Source organism: Bradyrhizobium sp. (genome assembly GCF_004799445.1).
Lineage (GTDB): Bacteria > Pseudomonadota > Alphaproteobacteria > Rhizobiales > Xanthobacteraceae > Bradyrhizobium.
The window spans coordinates 33982-52384 of record NZ_SSNA01000081.1; the positions used below are offsets into that span (position 1 = coordinate 33982).

Genomic DNA, 18403 nt, shown 5'->3' on the forward strand with positions numbered 1-18403 from the left:
CCTTTCCAGGTTGAAAAACCAAAAAAATCCTATCCGCGAAATTTGGTCAGGGTCTGATTCTGATGTGGCCATTACGTGAAACCAATGCGACGGAACAGCGGAGGCACCGGAACTATGGAGATTCACGCGCGCCGATCCCTGCTGTTTGGCTTTCACGAGACGCCGCGCGCGCCCTGAATATGCTTGGTGAATATGCGGACGACGTAGCCTTTGATGCGCGGGGCTTCATCGTACAAGTCGGAGGCTATTCGTTCGATCGTGCCGCGATGGGTCACAAACTGCGCTTGCCGGGCGATGCTTGGCGTACCCTTTGTTTGTGCCAGTTCATCCATCGCGGCATCGCTGATCTGGCATTGGATCGTTTCACCGTCGTTCACCATCGAAAAGGCGAACGCCAACCGCTCGTTGTCGTGTCCGACAATTTGGCCACGCGTCAGCGGCATGGAAATCCCCGTCCGTTTGAAGCTATAATGCGTCGTCCTGTCGCTTCTGTCGAACAAACCGGGATGCTCAATGGGCGGTTACACCAAAAAAGAGAGGGCGAGAATAACCGCCGGAGCAGTCGCCGCCGTCGTCATTGTGGGTTGGCTCGTCGTGCTCGGCATCGTTCTCTTGTCGGTGCGCTGATGTGTAATCTCTATTCGGTCACCGCCGACCAGGCCGCTATGCCTTGTTCCGCCCCAACGTCGGTAACCTGCCGCCGATACCGGCCGTATTCACAGATTTTCCGGCTCCGGTGCGCAACGCTGGTGCCGAGCGGGAATTGACGATGATGCGCCGGTGGCATGCCGCCGACGCCGAGATTCGGTTGGCTGCCAGTCGCTCGATGCACTGGCACGGAAGCGCGCGACGGCGAGGCCGCATGTCCGAGACGAGTCAAACTGAGAAGAACTTAATGCGAGCATAAGTTTTCCGCCGTTCCGCCGATAGCGGACCAGGCCGGGATGTGTTAGGCAAGGCCGCCTGACTAAATTGCAAAACATCTGCAATAAGCGGCACAGGGAGGAATATGTGATGCGTTATACGGCTCTTGCGGCGATGGCGGTGTTCGGCATTTCAACGACTGCCGCTCTCGCGTTGGACTCAAGCGTTACCATGACCTCGTCCATGTCAACGGACGCGCTATGGAAAAAAGTAGGCGACTTTTGCGGGATCGCTTCATGGCATCCGGCGATTGAAAAATGTGTCCTCAGTGCGGATGGCAAGCAGCGCACGCTCTCGTTAAAGGGCGGCGGTACGATCGTTGAGGCGTTGGAAAACTGGGACAATGCCAATCACAGCTATAAGTACACAATCCTGTCTGGCCCGTTGCCGGTCGCAAACTATCACTCGACCATCACCGTGACGGGAGACGCCAAGGGTTCAGCCTTGAAATGGACCGGCACTTATGATGCGAAAGGCGCGCCCGACGCCGATGCCAAAAAAGCCATCGATGGCGTTTATGAGGCCGGTGCCAAGGCGCTAACCGGTAGCTGATCTCCCCAAACGGTCGGCAGATGACGCCCGCAAAACTTCTTTGAACCCAGACAAGAGACCGCCTCGCGGCGGTCTTTTTGTCGTCTACGATGGATCGCGGCTGGAAACGCGCGTTCGAAGCGCCGAACATGGGCGAACGGGATCTCGCTCAATTTTATGCGAGCCCATGGATTTTGAGAATTTCGCGTGAAATAATAAACTCGCGTCACGGCTGGCGGTGATGTCCGGCCTTTGAGTACGAGCCAACTTCAAACTGTATGCACACGCACCGAACCGGCACCGGTTGAACGGACCCGACCGATAAACACTAAGCGCGGGAGAGAGTCATGAAGCGGACTACATTCTCAGCGATTTTGATCATTGCAGCGGTGGTCGCCGTCTTCCTGGGCGGCAGGGCCATTTCCGCGCAGGATAAATACACTGTGCAAGTCCCGGGCGGGCTCGCCTTCGCTGACTTCAGAGGATACGAAGGCTGGCAAGTCATTGCCATCAGTGAGAACGGCGGCAAGATCGCTGTGATCATGGGGAATCCCGCAATGATCGACGCCTTTAAGGAGGGCGTGCCGACAACGGCAAGCCTTTCCCGGACGGCGCCAGGATGGCGAAAATCCACTGGATCCCGAAAAAGCAAGAGTCCTACCCCGGTCAGCCAATGGTGCCGGGGGCCCAGCATGACGTCGATTTCATGGTGAAGGACAGCAAGAGGTTCGCCGACGGCGGCGGATGGGGATATGCCGAGTTCGAGTACGACGCGGCATCCGATACGTTCAGGCCCGGCACTTTGGATGACAAGCCGCCACAGGCGAACGATGCCAAGTGCGGGGTGGCCTGCCACACGATAGCGCAGAAAAGAGATTACGTTTTCACGGAGTACGCGCACCGGTGAACAACGAACAGGATTGTCATCGTCCGCCCGCTGCCTCCACCACCACAGGCATCGACCTGGACGAAGTGAAAGCCTGATGGGAGAAGGTCATGAATAATGGCGGCAATGATTGCCAACGCATCTCACGCCGTGTGGCGCTCTCCGGCGCCGCGCTTGCACTCGGCACGGCGGCAATCGCTACGGCGGTCTCGCAAGCGGCAGCGCAGCAGAAGATCAGCCAGGCGGACGCCAAATATCAGGGTACGCCGAAGGGCGATCAGCACTGCGACGGCTGCCTCAACTTCCAACCGCCGAACGCGTGCAAATTCGTTCAAGGCGACGTCAGCCCGAGCGGCTGGTGCCAGCTGTTTACCCCGAAGAGCTAGTCCGGCGTCCGACGTTGTGGTTGATCGCGCGGAACAGGCCGATGTCGCGGCCTGGTCGGTCGTGGTGCTCCAGAAGTTTCACACAGCAACGTGCATTAGGGCGTGACGTGGACGACGTTGCGGGTGCGATAATCGTGCGGAGCGCCGCCGCTAAGCGATTGCGTGCTGATGTATTCAAAGTAATCGTCACCTGCGACATTTTCCGCGCGGTAGGCCAATTCCGAGATAGAGGCCGAGCCAAACTTGCCGAGTTTCGGTCGAACCGTGATCTTCATGGAAACCAGACTCATGCCTAAAACACCGTACCTCTTGATCACGCAAACGCTGTTTCTCGGAAGGCTGAACTCGCGATAGCCCAGGGAATTGCCCAATACGCAAGGTGCCGCCTGGGCGATTGTCGCTGAGGCCAACGTTACGATCAAAATAATGGACAACCTGATCATCATCGATCCCCCGCAATGGAAGTGCCGGCGTCGCATCATCCGCTTCCGCCGCCCCGTCTGCAACAATCGCTGGGGGAGCGGCAGCTATTTCGCAGGAACCGTCATCGGCTTGCCCTTGTCGACGATGTGCACGGTCAGCAGCTTCAGCGGCTTGTCTCCGACCACCTTGTAACCGGCATGGGGCACGTCGCGGACGTTGATCCCGGCTTGTCCGGACGGACGCGCGAGCTCTTTGCCGTCAGGAAATTGCAAGCTCGCGCCATCCAATACGTAAACCGCTTCCTCGCCGGGGTGGGTATGTTGCTCGATGCTGCTGCCCGGCGGCACTTCAAGAACGGCGATGATGATCTCCATGTTGGTGCCGGTCAGATCGCCCCGCTTCAACTCGATTCGGTTGGTCTGGGCGAGCGCCGTGGATATCATCGAAAGAAAGAGAACGGTTGCCAGGCGAAACATTGATAGCCTCCCATTGTTTTCGGTTCCGAGGGTGCACCGGCGACGTCGGCCGCATCGAGCAGTTTCGCGCGCCGGGCCTCCGCCTTCAAATGGAAATTTGGACGCCCATCCGCGCGCTTTCGGCACAGCTTGCCGCTCGATCTGTCCCTCCCACCATCACGCAAATGACACTTTATGTTTTCAGGGCGTTATCGGTATAGTTTGACGCTTTCGCCGCCTGCCAGCCTTCGCCCCTCTTGGGGCTGCGGCTCGGCAAGCCAGCCTATGCGAAGGCGGGCCGACAGAAAGTTTCCACCCATGGACGCACCCACAGGCCACGATCAAAACGCCGACCAGATCGCGTACTGGAACGGACCGGGCGGCCAGCGCTGGGCGGATCGGCAGCAGTCGCAGGACGTCCTGCTCCAGCCGGTCGCGGACCTCCTGATCGAGCGCGCGCAAGCCAGAGCCGGCGAGCGCATCATCGACGTCGGTTGCGGCAGCGGTGCCGTCGCCATCGCGCTGGCGAAACAGGTCGGCCCGGGTGGACATGTGATGGGGATCGACATTTCCGGGCCGATGCTGGCCCGCGCCCGTCAAACCGCGTCGGCGGGACTGCCGGTCGATTTCGTGCTGGCGGATGCCACCGTCTATCCGTTCGAGCCTGCGAGTCTTGATCTTCTGGTCTCGCGCTTCGGCGTGATGTTCTTTGCCGATCCAGCACTTTCCTTCGGCAATCTGCACAGGGCGTTGAAGCCGTCGGGCCGGCTGGCTTTCGCCTGCTGGCGCGAGCCGCGCCAAAATCCGTTCTTCATGGTGGCGCTGCAGGCGGTGTACCAACACGTGCCAAAACTGCCGCCGCAGGGGCCGGAAGATCCCGGCCCGTTCTCGTTCGCATCCGAAGCGCGCGTCCATCGCATCCTCGGCGAGGCCGGATTCAAGGCGATCGCGATGGAGCCGTGCGATCTCGCGCTCGATGTCGCGATCGGGCAGGGCCTCGATGCGGCGATCGAAAGCGCGCTGTCGATCGGACCGGCCGCCCGCGCGCTGGCCGAGCAGCCGCCGGAGGTGGTCGCCGCCGCCACCCGGTCGATCCGCGAGGCGCTGACGCCTCTGGTCAGGGGCCAGTCGGTGCCGTTGGACGCCGCGATCTGGATCGTGACCGCGTCAGCCTCATAAGGCGCTCGCGCGAAAAAAGCGAATTGTTGAGCGAATTCAATTTGATTCCACCAGTCCAGTCCTGTTCGCGAAAATAAATCTGTTTTGGTCCGACCCAAATCACTTTTAGAATCCGCGCCATCCCGCCCACCAGAGGGGCGTACGCGTCGTCACGAACGTCGGGCGGGAGGCGGTGGACGCGGCAACGTCGACAGACGAATGACGTTGGCTGCGGACGGTGAAGTCGTGTGGTCCTGACGCCCCGACGCTGGCGTCAAGTTCTCGAGAAGCAAGCTTCTTGGGGATGATGGTGGCAAAACAGCCCGGTCACCAGGGAGAGCGCGAAGTAAGCCGTAAACCACCGCGCGGGGAAAGCCGGAGTGACTCCGGTTGAACCTGTGGTCCTACCCCCGTGCTTTTTTTGCACGGGACCCATGGGTGCAATCGGCACCCGGCTTTCCCTGCGCCCTCTGTTTTTGGGCGGATGGTTCTCGCAAAGCTCGGGTGCGTCGCACCGCGAGATCGTGGTGGCACGTTCGTCATTGCCGCGTTCGTCATTGCGAGGAGCGAAGCGACGAAGCAATCCATTGTCTGACTTTATGCGGTCAGATGGATTGCTTCGCTTCGCTCGCAATGACGGGCTTGCGTCAATACCCACCGGCCGTCATCGTCCGCGAAAGCGGACGATCCAGTATTCCAGAGGCATCAGTGATGGATTCGATAGGCCGCGGCGTACTGGATACCCCGCATGCGCGGGGTATGACGGCTTGGTCTGACGCTCGCAATGACGACGAGAAACGCTTTGCGTGCGCGCCATTTGAAAATCGAATCGGAAACCTGCACCCGGCGCCGCTGCCGGCAAACGCCTCAGGCCCGCTCTTCCCAGATCGCGGCGAGGTGGACGATGGTCTGTACGGCTTTCTCCATGTCCTGCACGCTCACCCATTCCAGCCGCGAATGGAAGGCGTGCTCGCCGGCGAAAATGTTGGGGCAGGGCAGTCCCATGAACGACAGCCGCGAACCATCAGTGCCGCCGCGGATCGCGGTCTTCACCGGGTTGAGGCCGGCGCGGCGGATCGCCTCCATCGCGTTGTCGATGATTTCGGGATGACGATCGATCACCTGCTTCATGTTGCGGTATTGCGGCTTGATCTGAAGCCGATAGCTCGATCGCGGAAAGTCCCGCATCACCTCCTGGACGATGGTCTCCAGCAGCGCCTCTTTCTCCCGCAATCCCGCATCGGTGAAATCGCGCACGATGAAGCCGAGCGTGGTCTTTTCCAGCGCCCCCGAAATAGCGATCGGATGCAGAAAGCCCTGCCGGCCTTCGGTGGTCTCGGGCGAGCAGGTGGTTTTGGGCAGGCGGTCGACGATGGCGGCGGCGATCTTGATGGCGTGCTCCATCTTGCCCTTGGCAAAGCCGGGATGGGTGCTGACGCCTTCGATGGTGATGGTGACGCCATCGGCGGAGAAGGTTTCGTCCTCGATATTCCCCGCGGTTTCGCCGTCGATCGTGTAGGCGAAATCGGCGCCGAGCTTCTTCAGGTCCGCTCTGTCGACGCCGCGGCCGATCTCCTCGTCGGGGGTGAACAGGATCTTGATCACGCCGTGTTTGATCTGCGGGTTCGCAACCAGGAACTGGGCCGCGTCCATGATTTCGGCCATGCCCGCCTTGTTGTCGGCGCCGAGCAGCGTGGTGCCGTCCGCGGTGATGATGTCGTTGCCGATCTGATCGGCGAGCGCGGGATGGTCCGCGGCACGGATGATCTGCGAGGGGTCGGCCGGCAGCACGATGTCGCCGCCGCGGTAATTCCTCACGATCTGCGGCTTGACGTTGCTGCCGGTGCAGTCGGGCGAGGTGTCCATATGCGAGCAGAAGCAAATCACCGGAACCCGTTTGGCGGTATTGGCCGGGATCGTCGCGTAGACATAGCCATGTTGGTCGAGATCGGCGTCGGACAGCCCGATCGCCTGCAGCTCGCGCGCGAGCAGGCGGCCCAGATCCTTTTGCTTTTCGGTGGAGGGGCAGGTCGGCGAGGCCGGGTCCGACTGGGTATCGATCGCCACGTAGCGCAAAAAGCGCTCGGTCACGGTATGCGTGAACCTAAAGGGTGAACTCACAGTGAAACCACGAATGGGTCAGGGAAAAACGACGGTGGAAGCGTCATTCCGGGGGGCCGCGTATGCCGCGCCGGAATGACGCCAGATCCTGTGGTGAAGTCTTGATTAGAGGTCTGGAGGTCGTGAGCGGAAAACGTGCCTTGTCAGACGGCTTCCTTCAGCTCCTTGGCCGCGCGGAAGGCGACCTTCTTGCTGGCCTTGATGTGGATCGCTTCACCGGTGGCCGGGTTGCGGCCCATGCGGGCGGCGCGCTTGCGCACCTGCAGGATGCCGAGGCCGACGATGCGGATGCGCTCGCCCTTCTTCAGGTGCTTGGTGATGCGGCCGACCAGGTCGTTCAGAATCTCTTCTGCCTTCTTCTTGGACAATTCCTGGTCCTCGGCGATTGCCGCCGCGAGATGCTTGAGCGTGACGGTGGTCGGGGTCGCTGCCTTCTTCGCCATATTTGGCCCTCCTCGTTGTTGATGGCTTAGGAACCTAAGACGTATCAGGCCTTAAACGATTCGGTAGCAACATGCCTACGCTGTTTTGCCCGTAAATAGCCTATTTTTTGCATCGACATCGCGAAAAGGCCTGACTTACAGCGGGATTCGCAACAACCTTGACTTGGATAGGTCGCCCCTTTAAGTCCTCACTCCTGTGCGGATCAGTCCCTGATTTCGACATCCGCGGGAGTAGCTCAGTTGGTTAGAGCGCCGCCCTGTCACGGCGGAGGCCGCGGGTTCGAGTCCCGTCTCTCGCGCCATCATTTCAATGGCTTAACAGCCCAAAATGACAAAGGCCGCCCCGGCAGGCGGCCTTATTCCGCATCGTCAACGTGTTGGGACCTAGCGAACCATCGAGGTATTAGAGCTGGTCACCGTCATCGGTTTGCCCGCCTTGATCACGTGGGCGGTCTGGGCGTAATCCGAGCCGGTTCGGGCCGAGATGGCTAGGCCAGCTACCGTGATGCCGGCCACAAGGGCGACCACCACGATCTTCAGGTGGGTTGCACGGTCCGCCGAGTGAATTGAATGGTTCATGGAGGCCTCCTGGCGTCTTTGCCGCCGCGTCATTGGTGAGTGGTTTACCCCCCATTTGTTTCCGGCCGGTTTCGCGGGTTCCCCAAAATGGTTTCGTCGCCGCCCCCGGAGGATTATCCCGCGGTTGGCGGGCATCGGCGTCACTCGCCATGAAATTCGGGCAAAGCAACTTGCAAGGCTGCGGGCAGCCTGTTCCGGAAGAGGGCCGGCGCGGCAATGCGGTCCGCACCTCTCCGGGCATAAGAGGCTCACATTTGCCCAGCGTCTGGGCGCCTCGTTGCCCGCCTCGCCGGGTTGTCCCGTCTCGCTTGGGATCGGGCCAAACCGTCAAGATAGCTTGTCTTGCGCCCCCTGTTGCGCTGCGCTAAGCCACGCAACAACTTCAGTTGACGAATCTGCCGTCGTCCACCGACCGCAGGAAAAGGCCCCGCCGATGACCGGCATCTTGCAAAACTATCTTCCACTCGTGGTGTTTATCGGGGTCGCCAGCCTGATCGGCCTGGCGCTGCTGATTGCACCCTTCCTCGTGGCCTTCCAGCAGCCCGACCCGGAAAAGCTGTCGGCGTACGAGTGCGGATTCAACGCATTTGACGACGCCCGCATGAAGTTCGACGTCCGGTTCTATCTGGTGGCGATCCTTTTTATCATCTTCGATCTGGAAGTGGCATTCCTGTTTCCCTGGGCGGTAGCGTTCGGCAAGCTAGGGGCGACCGGCTTCTGGTCCATGATCGTTTTCCTTGCCGTCCTCACCGTCGGCTTTGCCTATGAATGGAAGAAAGGCGCGCTCGAATGGGATTGAGCCCCGCTCTCGCAACGCCAGGCTTCGGACCGGCGGTCGCTCCCGCCGCAACCGGAATCATTGATCCTTCCACCGGCAGGCCGGTCGGGGCCAACGACCCGTATTTTCTCGAGGTCAACCACGAGCTGTCCGACAAGGGCTTCTTCGTCGCCGCCGCCGACGACCTGATCGTGTGGGCGCGTACGGGATCGCTGATGTGGATGACATTCGGCCTGGCATGTTGCGCGGTCGAGATGATGCAGATGTCGATGCCGCGCTATGATTGCGAGCGGTTTGGCTTTGCCCCGCGCGGCTCGCCGCGGCAATCCGACGTCATGATCGTCGCGGGCACGCTGACCAACAAGATGGCGCCGGCGCTGCGCAAGGTCTACGACCAGATGCCGGAACCGCGTTACGTGATCTCGATGGGATCATGCGCCAATGGCGGCGGCTACTATCACTATTCCTATTCGGTGGTGCGCGGCTGCGACCGCATCGTGCCCGTCGACATCTACGTGCCAGGCTGCCCGCCGACGGCGGAAGCGCTGCTTTACGGCGTCATGCTTCTGCAAAAGAAGATCCGGCGCACCGGTACCATCGAACGCTAGGGTTTTTGGAATGGACGACGGCAGGCTCGACGCCCTGGGACAGACGATTGTTAGCGCGCTTCCGGGTGCGGCGACCGGTCATTCGATCGCGTTCGGGCAGCTCACGGTCACCGTACAGGTCGACAAGATCGTTGATGTCGTAAAATTCCTGCGTGACGATCCCGGCTGCCGCTTCGTCAACTTCACCGATGTTACCGCGGTCGACTATCCCGGCCGCGAGAAGCGCTTCGACGTGGTCTATCACCTGCTGTCTCCAACGCTGAATGCGCGCATCCGGTTGCGCGCCGAAGCCGATGAGACCACCCAGGTGCCCTCGATCATCGAGGTGTTTCCCGGAGCCGACTGGTTCGAGCGGGAATGCTACGACCTTTACGGCGTGATCTTCACCGGCCACCCGGACATGCGGCGGCTGTTGACCGATTACGGCTTCGATGGCCATCCGCTGCGCAAGGATTTTCCGCTCACCGGTTTCGTCGAGGTGCGCTACGACGACCAGGAGAAGAGGGTGCTTTACGAGCCCGTCCGCCTCAATCAGGAATTCCGCAAGTTCGATTTTCTCTCGCCATGGGAAGGCGCGGATTATCCGGTCCTGCCCGGGGATGAGAAGGCGGCGCCGAAAGGCTGATCATGACCGAAGCAGCAGCACTGCGTAACTTCACCATCAATTTCGGCCCGCAGCATCCGGCCGCGCATGGCGTGCTGCGTCTGGTGCTGGAGCTCGACGGCGAAGTCGTTGCCCGCGTCGATCCGCATATCGGCCTGCTTCATCGCGGCACCGAAAAGCTGATCGAGCAGAAGACCTATTTGCAGGCGATCCCGTATTTCGACCGGCTCGACTATGTCGCGCCGATGAATCAGGAGCATGCGTTCTGCCTGGCGGCGGAAAAGTTGCTTGGAATTGAAGTGCCGCGCCGCGGCCAGCTGATCCGGGTCTTGTACTGCGAGATCGGCCGTATCCTGTCGCATCTTCTCAACGTCACCACGCAGGCGTTGGACGTCGGCGCGCTGACCCCGCCGCTGTGGGGCTTTGAAGAGCGCGAAAAGCTGATGGTGTTTTACGAGCGCGCCTCCGGCTCGCGCATGCATGCGGCCTATTTTCGGATTGGCGGCGTGCACCAGGATCTGCCGCCGAAGCTGATCGACGATATCGAGGCATGGTGCGATCCGTTCCTCGGCGTGGTCGATGATCTCGAAACGCTGCTCACCGGCAACCGCATCTTCAAGCAGCGCAACGTCGATATCGGCGTGGTCTCGCTGCAGCAGGCCTGGGAATGGGGCTTTTCGGGCGTGATGGTGCGTGGCTCCGGAGCCGCCTGGGACCTGCGCAAGGCGCAGCCTTATGAATGCTACGCCGAGATGGATTTCGACATTCCGATCGGCAAGAACGGCGATTGCTACGACCGCTACTGCATCCGCATGGAAGAAATGCGCCAGTCCGTCCGTATCATGAGGCAGTGCATCACCAAGCTGCGCGCGGCCGACGGGCAGGGACCCGTCGTGGTGGAGGACCACAAGATTGTTCCGCCGCGCCGTGGCGAGATGAAGCGCTCGATGGAAGCGCTGATCCACCACTTCAAGCTTTATACCGAGGGCTTTCACGTGCCGGACGGCGAAGTCTACGTCGCGGTCGAGGCGCCGAAGGGTGAGTTCGGCGTCTATCTGGTCGCCGACGGCAGCAACAAGCCCTACAAGTGCAAGATCCGCGCGCCCGGGTTCGCGCATTTGCAGGCGATGGATTTCATCTGCAGGGGCCATCTGCTGGCCGACGTCTCGGCGATTTTGGGTTCGCTCGACATCGTGTTTGGAGAGGTCGATCGGTGATCGTGCAGTCGCCCATCCATTTTGACCGGGCTTCGGGGTCTCTGGAGGGAGCCAACCTTTGGGAACGGACGGCCGCGCTGGCACTGGCGACAGGCTCGAAAATATCGTCGCATTTTTCGCATCGCGGCTACATCGGTTGCGCCAATCTGCTGCGCAAGACGCTGCCCGAGCGCAACATTGCGATCAAGCTCAACGCGGATGCGATCTTTGAATTTCCCTATGGCGATGGCTACTGGAGCAAACTGCTCGACCGTTCGTACAGTTACGAAGACGAGCTGGAATTGTTGTTTCGCCATTCCGCCGACATTGACTACACGTTGCTCGATTGCGGCGCCAATTATGGCTACTGGTCGGTGCTGGTGACGAGCCGGCCATTCGGCTCGCACAGGGCGATCGCGATCGAGCCGTCGTCACAGAATTTTCCCAAGCTTGCCAACAACGCCAGGGTCAACGGAAACCGCTTCGAACTGATGAAATGCGCGATCGGCGCTGCACGGGGTACTGCGCGGCTGTCGGGAACCAAGCACGAGGCATTCAGCATTGCCGGCAACGCGGGTGGCGGCAGCGAGGAGGTGCCGGTCATTGCGCTCGATAACCTCATCGACGACGGCAAGGTTTCTGCTGACGGAAAATACCTGATCAAGCTCGACGTCGAGGGCGTCGAAATCGAAGCCATCAAGGGTGGCACGCGGCTGTTGCAGGCCGACAGCGTGATCATGTGCGAAGAGCACGGCAACGATCCCGATCACACGGTATCGCGCTATATCCTTGATCAGACGCCGCTCAATCTTATTGTCTACGATCCCCGCTCCAATCGGCTGGAAACGGTGACCGAACTTTCGATCCTCGACCGCATCAAGGTTTCATCCCACGTCGGCTATAACGTGTTCGGCACCGCAAGTGCATTCTGGCAAAATCGAATTAATGCCCTGAACGCCAACGCCGCGCGCCGCATGCAATGAGAGACTGAACATAATGTCCGTCCGCCGCCTCGCGCCCAAGGAACTTCAGCCCGCGACCTTCACGTTTTCGCCGGAAAATCTCGCTTGGGCGAAGGAGCAGATCGCTAAATATCCTGAAGGCCGCCAGGCCTCCGCAGTCATCCCGATCCTGTGGCGCGTCCAGGAACAGCATGATGGGTGGGTTTCGGAAGCGGCGATCCGGGCGGTCGCGGATTTGCTCGGCATGCCCTACATTCGCGCGCTGGAGATCGCGACGTTCTACACCATGTTCCAGCTGCAGCCGGTCGGCAAGAAGGCGCACGTCCAGGTCTGCGGCACGACGCCGTGCCGCCTGCGCGGCGCGGCGGACCTGATCGAGGTGTGCCAGAGCCGCATCCACCATGATCCCTTTCAGTTGTCCAAGGATGGCGATTTCAGCTGGGAAGAAGTCGAGTGTCTCGGCGCCTGCGTGAATGCTCCGATGGTGCTGATCTGGAAGGATACCTATGAGGATCTGACCAAGGAAAGCTTCGGCAAGGTGCTCGACGGCTTTGCGTCCGGCAAGCCGCCGAAGCCGGGGCCGCAGGTCAACCGTCAGTTCTCTGCTCCGGTGGGCGGTCCGACCACGTTGAAGGAAACCACATGAAGCGCGACCATGGCTTGCAGGCGGCCGGGCCAGGGAGTGTCCGAGCGATGAAAAACTGGCGCTATATGGCTTTGCACGCCGCGGCCGCGGCCGCGTTTATTTTCCTGCTGCAGCGCTACGCACTGAGTGCGACGCTTGAATCAAGCCTGTTGTGGGCGCTGACTTTTGGCGGATGCGCAGCCGGCCTCGCCTACATGCAGTCCAATCGCTGACCTCTTAGGAAGCTTCAAGTCATGCTCGACGATAAGGACCGCATCTTCAAGAACCTTTACGGCTTCCAGGACTGGGGCCTCGAAGGTGCGCGCCGCCGCGGCGCCTGGGACGGCACCAAGGCGATCATCGACAAGGGCCGCGACTGGATCATCAACGAGATGAAGGCGTCGGGCCTGCGCGGCCGCGGCGGGGCCGGTTTTCCGACCGGCCTGAAATGGTCGTTCATGCCGAAGGAATCGACCGACGGCAGGCCGAGCTATCTCGTGGTCAATGCCGACGAGTCCGAGCCTGGCACCTGCAAGGACCGCGAGATCATGCGGCACGATCCGCATCTTCTGGTCGAGGGTTGTCTGATCGCGAGCTTCGCGATGGGCGCGCATGCCTGCTACATCTACGTGCGCGGCGAATTCATCCGCGAGCGCGAGCACCTGCAGGCCGCGGTCGATCAGGCCTATGCCGCGAAGCTGATCGGCAAGGACAACAGCAACGGCTGGCCGTTTGACCTCTATGTCACGCATGGCGCCGGCGCCTATATTTGCGGCGAAGAGACGGCGCTGCTGGAAAGCCTCGAAGGCAAGAAGGGCATGCCGCGGCTGAAGCCGCCGTTCCCGGCCAACGTCGGTCTCTATGGCTGCCCGACGACCGTCAACAACGTCGAGTCGATCGCGGTCGCGCCGGATATCTTGCGGCGGGGAGCGGCGTGGTTCGCCGGTATCGGCCGGCCCAACAATGTCGGCACCAAACTGTTTTGCATCTCCGGCCATGTCGAGCGTCCCTGCAATGTCGAAGAGGCGATGGGGATTCCATTCCGGGAGTTGATCGAACGCCATTGCGGCGGCATCCGCGGCGGCTGGGATAATCTCAAGGCGGTGATCCCCGGCGGCTCCTCGGTGCGGATGGTGCCGGCGGACCAGATCATCGATACGCCGATGGATTTCGACAGCCTCGGCAAATTGCGCTCGGGTCTTGGCACTGCCGCCGTCATCGTCATGGACAAGTCGACCGACCTGATCCGGGCGATCGCGCGCATCTCGTATTTCTACAAGCACGAGAGCTGCGGCCAGTGCACGCCCTGCCGCGAGGGCACAGGGTGGATGTGGCGGGTGCTGACCCGGATGGCCGAAGGCCGCGCCCACAAGCGCGAAATCGACATGCTGCTGGAGGTGACCAAGCAGGTCGAGGGCCACACCATCTGCGCGCTGGGTGACGCCGCCGCCTGGCCGATCCAGGGCCTGATCGCGCATTTCCGCCACGAGATCGAAGAACGCATCGACGAATATTCGCGCAAGGCCGATATCGACGATGCCGGCATCCTCGATCCCGCGCACATGGTCGCGGCGGAGTGATGTTGATGTCGCAACCGAGCGTTTTCTGGTGGCAGAGATACGGCACGCTGGCGCAGATGGCGCAGGCGACCGTGGCGCTGCTCGGTTTTGTTGCGATCCTGTTCCAGATCAACGAAATCCGCAGCAGCAATCGCGCCGCCAGCGCGCGACAGGCGTTTTTGGGCTACACCGATCTGGCGTTCAAGAATCCGAAATTCTCGGTTCCGGATTATGACACGATCAAGGCCGGCGGCGGCGACGCGCTGGCGCAATACGAAAGCTTTGTTTCCTACTTCCTCTATGCCTGCGAGGAAGCGACCGCTGCATTTGCCGACCGGCGCGAGTGGCTGGCATCGTGCGATTACGACCTGAAGCCGCATCTGCCGTTTCTGTGCGAGAAGAACAAGGCTGAGCCCGCCTATCTCGCGACCTACAGCAGCGTGACCCAGGAATGGGTGAAGACGTCCATGAAGACCGCCAGCGTGACGCCGCCTGACTGCAAGCTCGGAAAGACTTGAGACCGCTATGACCAAACTCATCGTCGATGGCAAAGAGATCGATGTTCCCGCTGATTTCACGCTGCTGCAGGCCTGTGAGGCCGCGGGCGCGGAAATTCCGCGCTTCTGCTACCACGAGCGCCTGTCGATCGCCGGCAATTGCCGGATGTGCCTCGTTGAGGTCAAGGGCGGCCCGAAGCCGGTGGCGAGCTGCGCCTGGGGCGTTCGCGATTGCCGTCCCGGTCCCAAGGGCGAGCCGCCGGAAATCTCGACCCGTTCGCCGATGGTGAAGAAGGCCCGCGAAGGCGTGATGGAATTCCTGCTGATCAACCATCCCCTGGATTGCCCGATCTGCGACCAGGGCGGGGAGTGCGACCTGCAGGATCAGGCGATGGGCTATGGCGTCGACACCTCGCGCTTCGCCGAGAACAAGCGCGCGGTCGAGGACAAATATCTGGGCGCACTGGTCAAGACCTCTATGAACCGCTGCATCCAGTGCACGCGTTGCGTCCGCTTCGCCGCTGAAGTCTGCGGTGTCCCCGAGATGGGCGCCACCGGGCGCGGCGAGGACATGGAAATCACCACCTATCTCGAAACTGCGCTGACCTCGGAATTGCAGGGCAACCTCGTCGACATTTGCCCGGTGGGCGCGCTGACCTCGAAACCCTACGCTTTCGCGGCGCGGCCCTGGGAGCTTGGCAAGACCCAGTCGATCGACGTGATGGACGGCGTCGGCTCGGCGATCCGCGTCGACACCCGCGGCCGCGAGGTGATGCGCATTCTGCCGCGCGTCAACGAGGCGGTGAACGAGGAATGGATTTCCGACAAGACCCGCCACATCGTCGATGGCCTGCGCACGCAGCGGCTCGACCGTCCCTACATCAGGGAGAACGGCCAGCTCCGCGCGGCGTCTTGGTCGGAAGCTTTCGCGGCGATCGCGGCCAAGACGGGTCGCATCGACGGCAAGCGGATCGGAGCGATCGCGGGCGATCTTGCCGCCGTGGAGGAGATGTTTGCACTGAAGGAACTGCTGGCGAAATGCGGCTCCGTCAATCTCGCGGTACAGGGCGGCGACGCCTTTGATCCCAAAGCCGGGCGCGCCTCCTACATTTTCAATCCGGCCATTGCCGGGATCGACCAGGCCGACGCGCTTCTGATCGTGGGTTCGAACCCGCGCAAGGAAGCAGCAGTTCTCAACGCGCGCATCCGCAAGCGCTGGCGCTCAGGCCAGCTCAAGATCGGCGTGATCGGCGCCAAGGCCGATCTCACCTATACTTACGACTATCTCGGCGCCGGCACGGATTCGCTCGGCGATCTCGCCGCCGGCAAGCATTCCTTCGCCGATGTGCTGAAGAACGCGAAGAACCCGATCGTGCTGGTCGGCGCCGGTGCGGCCGCGCGGCACGACGGGCGTGCGGTTTTGGCGCTGGCGGCCAAGCTGGCGCTGGATGTCGGTGCGGTGAAGGACGGCTGGAACGGCTTTGCGGTTCTGCAGGATACGGCCTCGCGTGTCGGCGGGCTCGATATCGGCTTTAGCGCAGGCGCAGGTGGCCTGAGCACCGTGGAGATGACAACGTTCGGCACGCTCGACGTTTTGTTTCTGCTCGGCGCCGATGAGGTCAAGGTGCCGGACGGCACCTTCGTGGTCTATATCGGCACCCACGGCGATCGTGGCGCGCACCGCGCCGATGTCATCCTGCCGGGTGCGGCCTATACCGAGAAATCCGGTATTTTCGTCAACACCGAGGGTCGGGTGCAGATGGCCAACCGCGCCGGATTTCCTCCGGGCGAGGCGCGTGAGGACTGGGCGATTATCCGGGCGCTGTCGGATGTTCTCGGCAAGAAGCTGCCCTACGATTCGCTTCCCGCGCTGCGGCAGGCGATCTTCAAGGCCACGCCGCATTTGATGCGGCTCGACCAGATCGAGGCTGGCAACGCTGCCGACATCAAGGCGCTCGGCGGCAAGGGTGGCAAGGTGGAGAAGGCGCCGTTCAAGGCTTCCGTTGACGATTTTTACCTGACCAACCCGATCGCGCGGGCGTCTGCGGTCATGGCGGAATGCTCCCGCCTGGCCTCCGGCAAGATGCTGACGGCAGCGGAGTGAACTGATGGCCGAATTCTGGACCAGTACATTGTGGCCGCTGATCATCATGATCGCCGAGAGTCTGTTATTGCTCGTGGTGCTGCTGATCGCGATCGCCTACATCCTGCTTGCCGACCGCAAGATCTGGGCCGCGGTGCATATCCGGCGCGGACCCAACGTCGTTGGTCCCTGGGGCCTGTTCCAATCCTTCGCGGACTTTTTGAAATTCCTGCTGAAGGAGCCGATCATTCCCTCCGGCGCCAACAAGGGCGTGTTCCTGCTGGCGCCGCTGGTGAGTTGCGTGCTGCCGCTGGCAGCCTGGGCCGTGATCCCGACCAATCTGGGCTGGGTGATCGCCGATATCAATGTCGGCATCCTCTACATCCTGGCGATCTCGTCGCTGTCGATCTACGGCATCATCATGGCCGGCTGGTCGTCGAATTCGAAATATCCCTTCCTCGCCGCGCTTCGCTCGGCGGCGCAAATGGTGAGTTACGAAGTCTCGATCGGTTTTGTCATTATCACCGTCTTGCTGTGCGCGGGATCGCTCAACTTGTCGGCGGTGGTCGAGGCGCAAGGCAGCCGAGGGCTCGCGAACCTGATCGGCTTGCCCTGGCTGACGGTGTTGAACTGGTATTTCCTGCCGCTGTTCCCGATGTTCGTGATCTTTTATGTCTCAGCGCTGGCGGAAACCAATCGTCCGCCGTTCGATCTGGTCGAGGCCGAATCCGAACTGGTCGCAGGCTTCATGGTAGAATACGGATCGACCCCGTATCTGTTGTTCATGCTCGGCGAGTATGTCGCGATCTGCACGATGTGTGCTATGGCGACGATCCTGTTTCTGGGCGGCTGGCTGCCGCCGGTCGCGCTGCCGCCGTTCACCTGGGTGCCCGGCGTGATCTGGTTCTCGCTCAAGCTGTTTTTCATGTTCTTCCTGTTTGCGATGGCGAAGGTAATCGTGCCGCGCTACCGCTACGATCAATTGATGCGGCTTGGCTGGAAGGTATTCCTGCCGTTATCGCTGGCGATGGTGGTCGTCGTCGCCGGCGTGCTGCAGTTCGCGGGGATCGCGCCGAAATGAGGTCGCTATGAGTGTGAATATCAACGCCACCGCCCGCTCGCTCCTGCTGTCCGAATTCGTATCGGCATTCTTTCTCGCCATGCGCTATTTCTTCAAGCCGAAGCCGACGCTGAACTATCCGTTCGAGAAGGGACCAATCTCGCCGCGCTTTCGCGGCGAGCACGCGCTACGCCGTTATCCCAATGGCGAGGAACGCTGCATCGCCTGCAAGCTGTGCGAGGCGATTTGCCCGGCCCAGGCGATCACCATCGAGGCCGGACCGCGCCGCAACGACGGCACCCGGCGCACCGTGCGCTACGACATCGACATGGTGAAATGCATCTATTGCGGCCTGTGCCAGGAGGCATGCCCGGTCGATGCCATCGTCGAGGGCCCGAACTTCGAGTTCGCGACCGAGACGCGCGAGGAACTCTATTATGACAAGGCGAAACTTCTCGCCAATGGTGACCGCTGGGAGCGCGAGATTGCGAAGTCAATTGAACTCGACGCGCCGTACCGGTGAGG

Annotated in this window: 23 protein-coding genes and 1 tRNA gene; 18 read left to right on the plus strand and 6 right to left on the minus strand. The window is 61.3% G+C overall.

Features of this window, described 5'->3' with window-relative positions; genetic code table 11:
- Positions 1–152: 152 nt before the first annotated feature.
- Positions 153–443: a DUF1488 family protein gene (locus E8A46_RS10825; RefSeq protein WP_291560346.1), complete on the minus strand. Its 291-nt coding sequence runs from the start codon at positions 441–443 to the stop codon at positions 153–155.
- Positions 444–1014: 571 nt separating this feature from the next.
- Between E8A46_RS10825 and E8A46_RS10830 the strand changes: the two genes are divergently transcribed.
- The 4 genes from E8A46_RS10830 to E8A46_RS10845 all read left to right on the plus strand — a co-directional run bounded on the left by E8A46_RS10830 (position 1015) and on the right by E8A46_RS10845 (position 2727).
- Positions 1015–1476 (plus strand): SRPBCC family protein, encoded by a 462-nt coding sequence (locus tag E8A46_RS10830; RefSeq protein WP_291560349.1) that lies wholly within the window; start codon positions 1015–1017, stop codon positions 1474–1476.
- Positions 1477–1802: 326 nt separating this feature from the next.
- Entirely contained in the window at positions 1803–2168 is a 366-nt protein-coding gene (locus E8A46_RS10835; RefSeq protein ID WP_291560455.1) for a hypothetical protein, read from the plus strand.
- Positions 2075–2362, plus strand: a complete 288-nt coding sequence (locus tag E8A46_RS10840) for a cytochrome P460 family protein (RefSeq protein WP_291560351.1) — start codon at positions 2075–2077, stop codon at positions 2360–2362. Before E8A46_RS10835 ends, E8A46_RS10840 begins: the two co-directional genes overlap by 94 nt.
- Before the next feature lie 89 nt (positions 2363–2451).
- Positions 2452–2727 carry a high potential iron sulfur protein gene (locus E8A46_RS10845; protein ID WP_291560353.1) on the plus strand — a complete coding sequence of 92 codons (276 nt, stop codon included), beginning with the start codon at positions 2452–2454 and terminating at the stop codon, positions 2725–2727.
- 95 nt (positions 2728–2822) lie between these two features.
- Here E8A46_RS10845 and E8A46_RS10850 read toward each other — a convergent pair whose 3' ends face one another.
- Together E8A46_RS10850 and E8A46_RS10855 are read right to left on the minus strand one after the other, a co-directional pair.
- Positions 2823–3173, minus strand: coding sequence for a hypothetical protein (locus tag E8A46_RS10850; RefSeq protein WP_291560355.1), 351 nt, complete (start codon positions 3171–3173; stop codon positions 2823–2825).
- Between the two features lie 81 nt (positions 3174–3254).
- Positions 3255–3626 carry a cupin domain-containing protein gene (locus E8A46_RS10855; RefSeq protein WP_291560356.1) on the minus strand — a complete coding sequence of 124 codons (372 nt, stop codon included), beginning with the start codon at positions 3624–3626 and terminating at the stop codon, positions 3255–3257.
- A 297-nt stretch (positions 3627–3923) separates the two neighbouring features.
- On the opposite strand from E8A46_RS10855, the gene E8A46_RS10860 reads away from it, so the two are divergent.
- Entirely contained in the window at positions 3924–4784 is an 861-nt protein-coding gene (locus E8A46_RS10860; protein ID WP_291560358.1) for a class I SAM-dependent methyltransferase, read from the plus strand.
- 846 nt (positions 4785–5630) lie between these two features.
- Here E8A46_RS10860 and pepT read toward each other — a convergent pair.
- Both pepT and E8A46_RS10870 read right to left on the minus strand, forming a co-directional pair.
- Positions 5631–6884, minus strand: coding sequence for a peptidase T (gene pepT, locus E8A46_RS10865; protein ID WP_291560360.1), 1254 nt, complete (start codon positions 6882–6884; stop codon positions 5631–5633).
- A 143-nt stretch (positions 6885–7027) separates the two neighbouring features.
- Positions 7028–7327: an HU family DNA-binding protein gene (locus E8A46_RS10870; RefSeq protein ID WP_291560361.1), complete on the minus strand. Its 300-nt coding sequence runs from the start codon at positions 7325–7327 to the stop codon at positions 7028–7030.
- Positions 7328–7552: 225 nt separating this feature from the next.
- Between E8A46_RS10870 and E8A46_RS10875 the strand changes: the two genes are divergently transcribed.
- Positions 7553–7629, plus strand: a tRNA-Asp gene (locus tag E8A46_RS10875).
- 82 nt (positions 7630–7711) lie between these two features.
- On the opposite strand, the gene E8A46_RS10880 is transcribed toward E8A46_RS10875, so the two are convergent.
- The gene (locus E8A46_RS10880) at positions 7712–7906 is read right to left on the minus strand and encodes a hypothetical protein (RefSeq protein ID WP_291560362.1); all 195 of its coding nucleotides are present in this window, start codon (positions 7904–7906) and stop codon (positions 7712–7714) included.
- A 433-nt stretch (positions 7907–8339) separates the two neighbouring features.
- Here E8A46_RS10880 and E8A46_RS10885 point away from each other — a divergent pair, with 433 nt between their 5' ends.
- The 12 genes from E8A46_RS10885 to nuoI are packed head-to-tail and all read left to right on the plus strand — an operon-like array spanning position 8340 to position 18401.
- The gene (locus E8A46_RS10885) at positions 8340–8705 is read left to right on the plus strand and encodes an NADH-quinone oxidoreductase subunit A (RefSeq protein WP_291560365.1); all 366 of its coding nucleotides are present in this window, start codon (positions 8340–8342) and stop codon (positions 8703–8705) included.
- A complete protein-coding gene (locus E8A46_RS10890) occupies positions 8702–9292 on the plus strand; it encodes an NADH-quinone oxidoreductase subunit B (RefSeq protein WP_291560449.1) in 591 nt (196 codons plus the stop codon). Before E8A46_RS10885 ends, E8A46_RS10890 begins: the two co-directional genes overlap by 4 nt.
- 10 nt (positions 9293–9302) lie before the next feature.
- Positions 9303–9917: an NADH-quinone oxidoreductase subunit C gene (locus tag E8A46_RS10895; RefSeq protein ID WP_291560367.1), complete on the plus strand. Its 615-nt coding sequence runs from the start codon at positions 9303–9305 to the stop codon at positions 9915–9917.
- Between the two features lie 2 nt (positions 9918–9919).
- Positions 9920–11113 carry an NADH-quinone oxidoreductase subunit D gene (locus E8A46_RS10900; protein ID WP_291560369.1) on the plus strand — a complete coding sequence of 398 codons (1194 nt, stop codon included), beginning with the start codon at positions 9920–9922 and terminating at the stop codon, positions 11111–11113.
- A complete protein-coding gene (locus E8A46_RS10905) occupies positions 11113–12075 on the plus strand; it encodes an FkbM family methyltransferase (protein WP_291560450.1) in 963 nt (320 codons plus the stop codon). Before E8A46_RS10900 ends, E8A46_RS10905 begins: the two co-directional genes overlap by 1 nt.
- A gap of 13 nt (positions 12076–12088) precedes the next feature.
- A complete protein-coding gene (gene nuoE / locus E8A46_RS10910) occupies positions 12089–12700 on the plus strand; it encodes an NADH-quinone oxidoreductase subunit NuoE (RefSeq protein ID WP_291560371.1) in 612 nt (203 codons plus the stop codon).
- Positions 12697–12912, plus strand: coding sequence for a hypothetical protein (locus E8A46_RS10915; RefSeq protein ID WP_291560373.1), 216 nt, complete (start codon positions 12697–12699; stop codon positions 12910–12912). Before nuoE ends, E8A46_RS10915 begins: the two co-directional genes overlap by 4 nt.
- Positions 12913–12933: 21 nt before the next feature.
- Positions 12934–14259 carry an NADH-quinone oxidoreductase subunit NuoF gene (gene nuoF, locus E8A46_RS10920; RefSeq protein ID WP_291560375.1) on the plus strand — a complete coding sequence of 442 codons (1326 nt, stop codon included), beginning with the start codon at positions 12934–12936 and terminating at the stop codon, positions 14257–14259.
- Between the two features lie 5 nt (positions 14260–14264).
- Positions 14265–14756 (plus strand): hypothetical protein, encoded by a 492-nt coding sequence (locus tag E8A46_RS10925; protein ID WP_291560377.1) that lies wholly within the window; start codon positions 14265–14267, stop codon positions 14754–14756.
- A 7-nt stretch (positions 14757–14763) separates the two neighbouring features.
- On the plus strand, positions 14764–16839 hold the full coding sequence (gene nuoG, locus E8A46_RS10930) for an NADH-quinone oxidoreductase subunit NuoG (protein ID WP_291560378.1): 2076 nt from the start codon (positions 14764–14766) through the stop codon (positions 16837–16839).
- Positions 16840–16843: 4 nt separating this feature from the next.
- Positions 16844–17899: an NADH-quinone oxidoreductase subunit NuoH gene (gene nuoH, locus E8A46_RS10935; RefSeq protein WP_291560380.1), complete on the plus strand. Its 1056-nt coding sequence runs from the start codon at positions 16844–16846 to the stop codon at positions 17897–17899.
- A 13-nt stretch (positions 17900–17912) separates the two neighbouring features.
- Entirely contained in the window at positions 17913–18401 is a 489-nt protein-coding gene (gene nuoI, locus E8A46_RS10940) for an NADH-quinone oxidoreductase subunit NuoI (protein ID WP_291560451.1), read from the plus strand.
- Positions 18402–18403: the final 2 nt, after the last annotated feature.

Excerpts from the sequence above, each read along its gene's own strand:
- E8A46_RS10860 (WP_291560358.1), top strand. The coding sequence starts at position 3,924 with ATGGACGCACCCACAGGCCACGATCAAAACGCCGACCAGATCGCGTAC.
- E8A46_RS10825 (WP_291560346.1), bottom strand. The coding sequence starts at position 443 with ATGCCGCTGACGCGTGGCCAAATTGTCGGACACGACAACGAGCGGTTG.
- E8A46_RS10900 (WP_291560369.1), top strand. The coding sequence starts at position 9,920 with ATGACCGAAGCAGCAGCACTGCGTAACTTCACCATCAATTTCGGCCCG.
- E8A46_RS10870 (WP_291560361.1), bottom strand. The coding sequence starts at position 7,327 with ATGGCGAAGAAGGCAGCGACCCCGACCACCGTCACGCTCAAGCATCTC.
- E8A46_RS10855 (WP_291560356.1), bottom strand. The coding sequence starts at position 3,626 with ATGTTTCGCCTGGCAACCGTTCTCTTTCTTTCGATGATATCCACGGCG.
- E8A46_RS10840 (WP_291560351.1), top strand. The coding sequence starts at position 2,075 with ATGGCGAAAATCCACTGGATCCCGAAAAAGCAAGAGTCCTACCCCGGT.
- E8A46_RS10880 (WP_291560362.1), bottom strand. The coding sequence starts at position 7,906 with ATGAACCATTCAATTCACTCGGCGGACCGTGCAACCCACCTGAAGATC.
- E8A46_RS10835 (WP_291560455.1), top strand. The coding sequence starts at position 1,803 with ATGAAGCGGACTACATTCTCAGCGATTTTGATCATTGCAGCGGTGGTC.
- E8A46_RS10895 (WP_291560367.1), top strand. The coding sequence starts at position 9,303 with ATGGACGACGGCAGGCTCGACGCCCTGGGACAGACGATTGTTAGCGCG.
- E8A46_RS10925 (WP_291560377.1), top strand. The coding sequence starts at position 14,265 with ATGTCGCAACCGAGCGTTTTCTGGTGGCAGAGATACGGCACGCTGGCG.
- nuoF (WP_291560375.1), top strand. The coding sequence starts at position 12,934 with ATGCTCGACGATAAGGACCGCATCTTCAAGAACCTTTACGGCTTCCAG.
- nuoG (WP_291560378.1), top strand. The coding sequence starts at position 14,764 with ATGACCAAACTCATCGTCGATGGCAAAGAGATCGATGTTCCCGCTGAT.
- E8A46_RS10885 (WP_291560365.1), top strand. The coding sequence starts at position 8,340 with ATGACCGGCATCTTGCAAAACTATCTTCCACTCGTGGTGTTTATCGGG.
- E8A46_RS10830 (WP_291560349.1), top strand. The coding sequence starts at position 1,015 with ATGCGTTATACGGCTCTTGCGGCGATGGCGGTGTTCGGCATTTCAACG.
- E8A46_RS10845 (WP_291560353.1), top strand. The coding sequence starts at position 2,452 with ATGAATAATGGCGGCAATGATTGCCAACGCATCTCACGCCGTGTGGCG.
- nuoE (WP_291560371.1), top strand. The coding sequence starts at position 12,089 with ATGTCCGTCCGCCGCCTCGCGCCCAAGGAACTTCAGCCCGCGACCTTC.
- E8A46_RS10850 (WP_291560355.1), bottom strand. The coding sequence starts at position 3,173 with ATGATGATCAGGTTGTCCATTATTTTGATCGTAACGTTGGCCTCAGCG.
- nuoH (WP_291560380.1), top strand. The coding sequence starts at position 16,844 with ATGGCCGAATTCTGGACCAGTACATTGTGGCCGCTGATCATCATGATC.
- E8A46_RS10915 (WP_291560373.1), top strand. The coding sequence starts at position 12,697 with ATGAAGCGCGACCATGGCTTGCAGGCGGCCGGGCCAGGGAGTGTCCGA.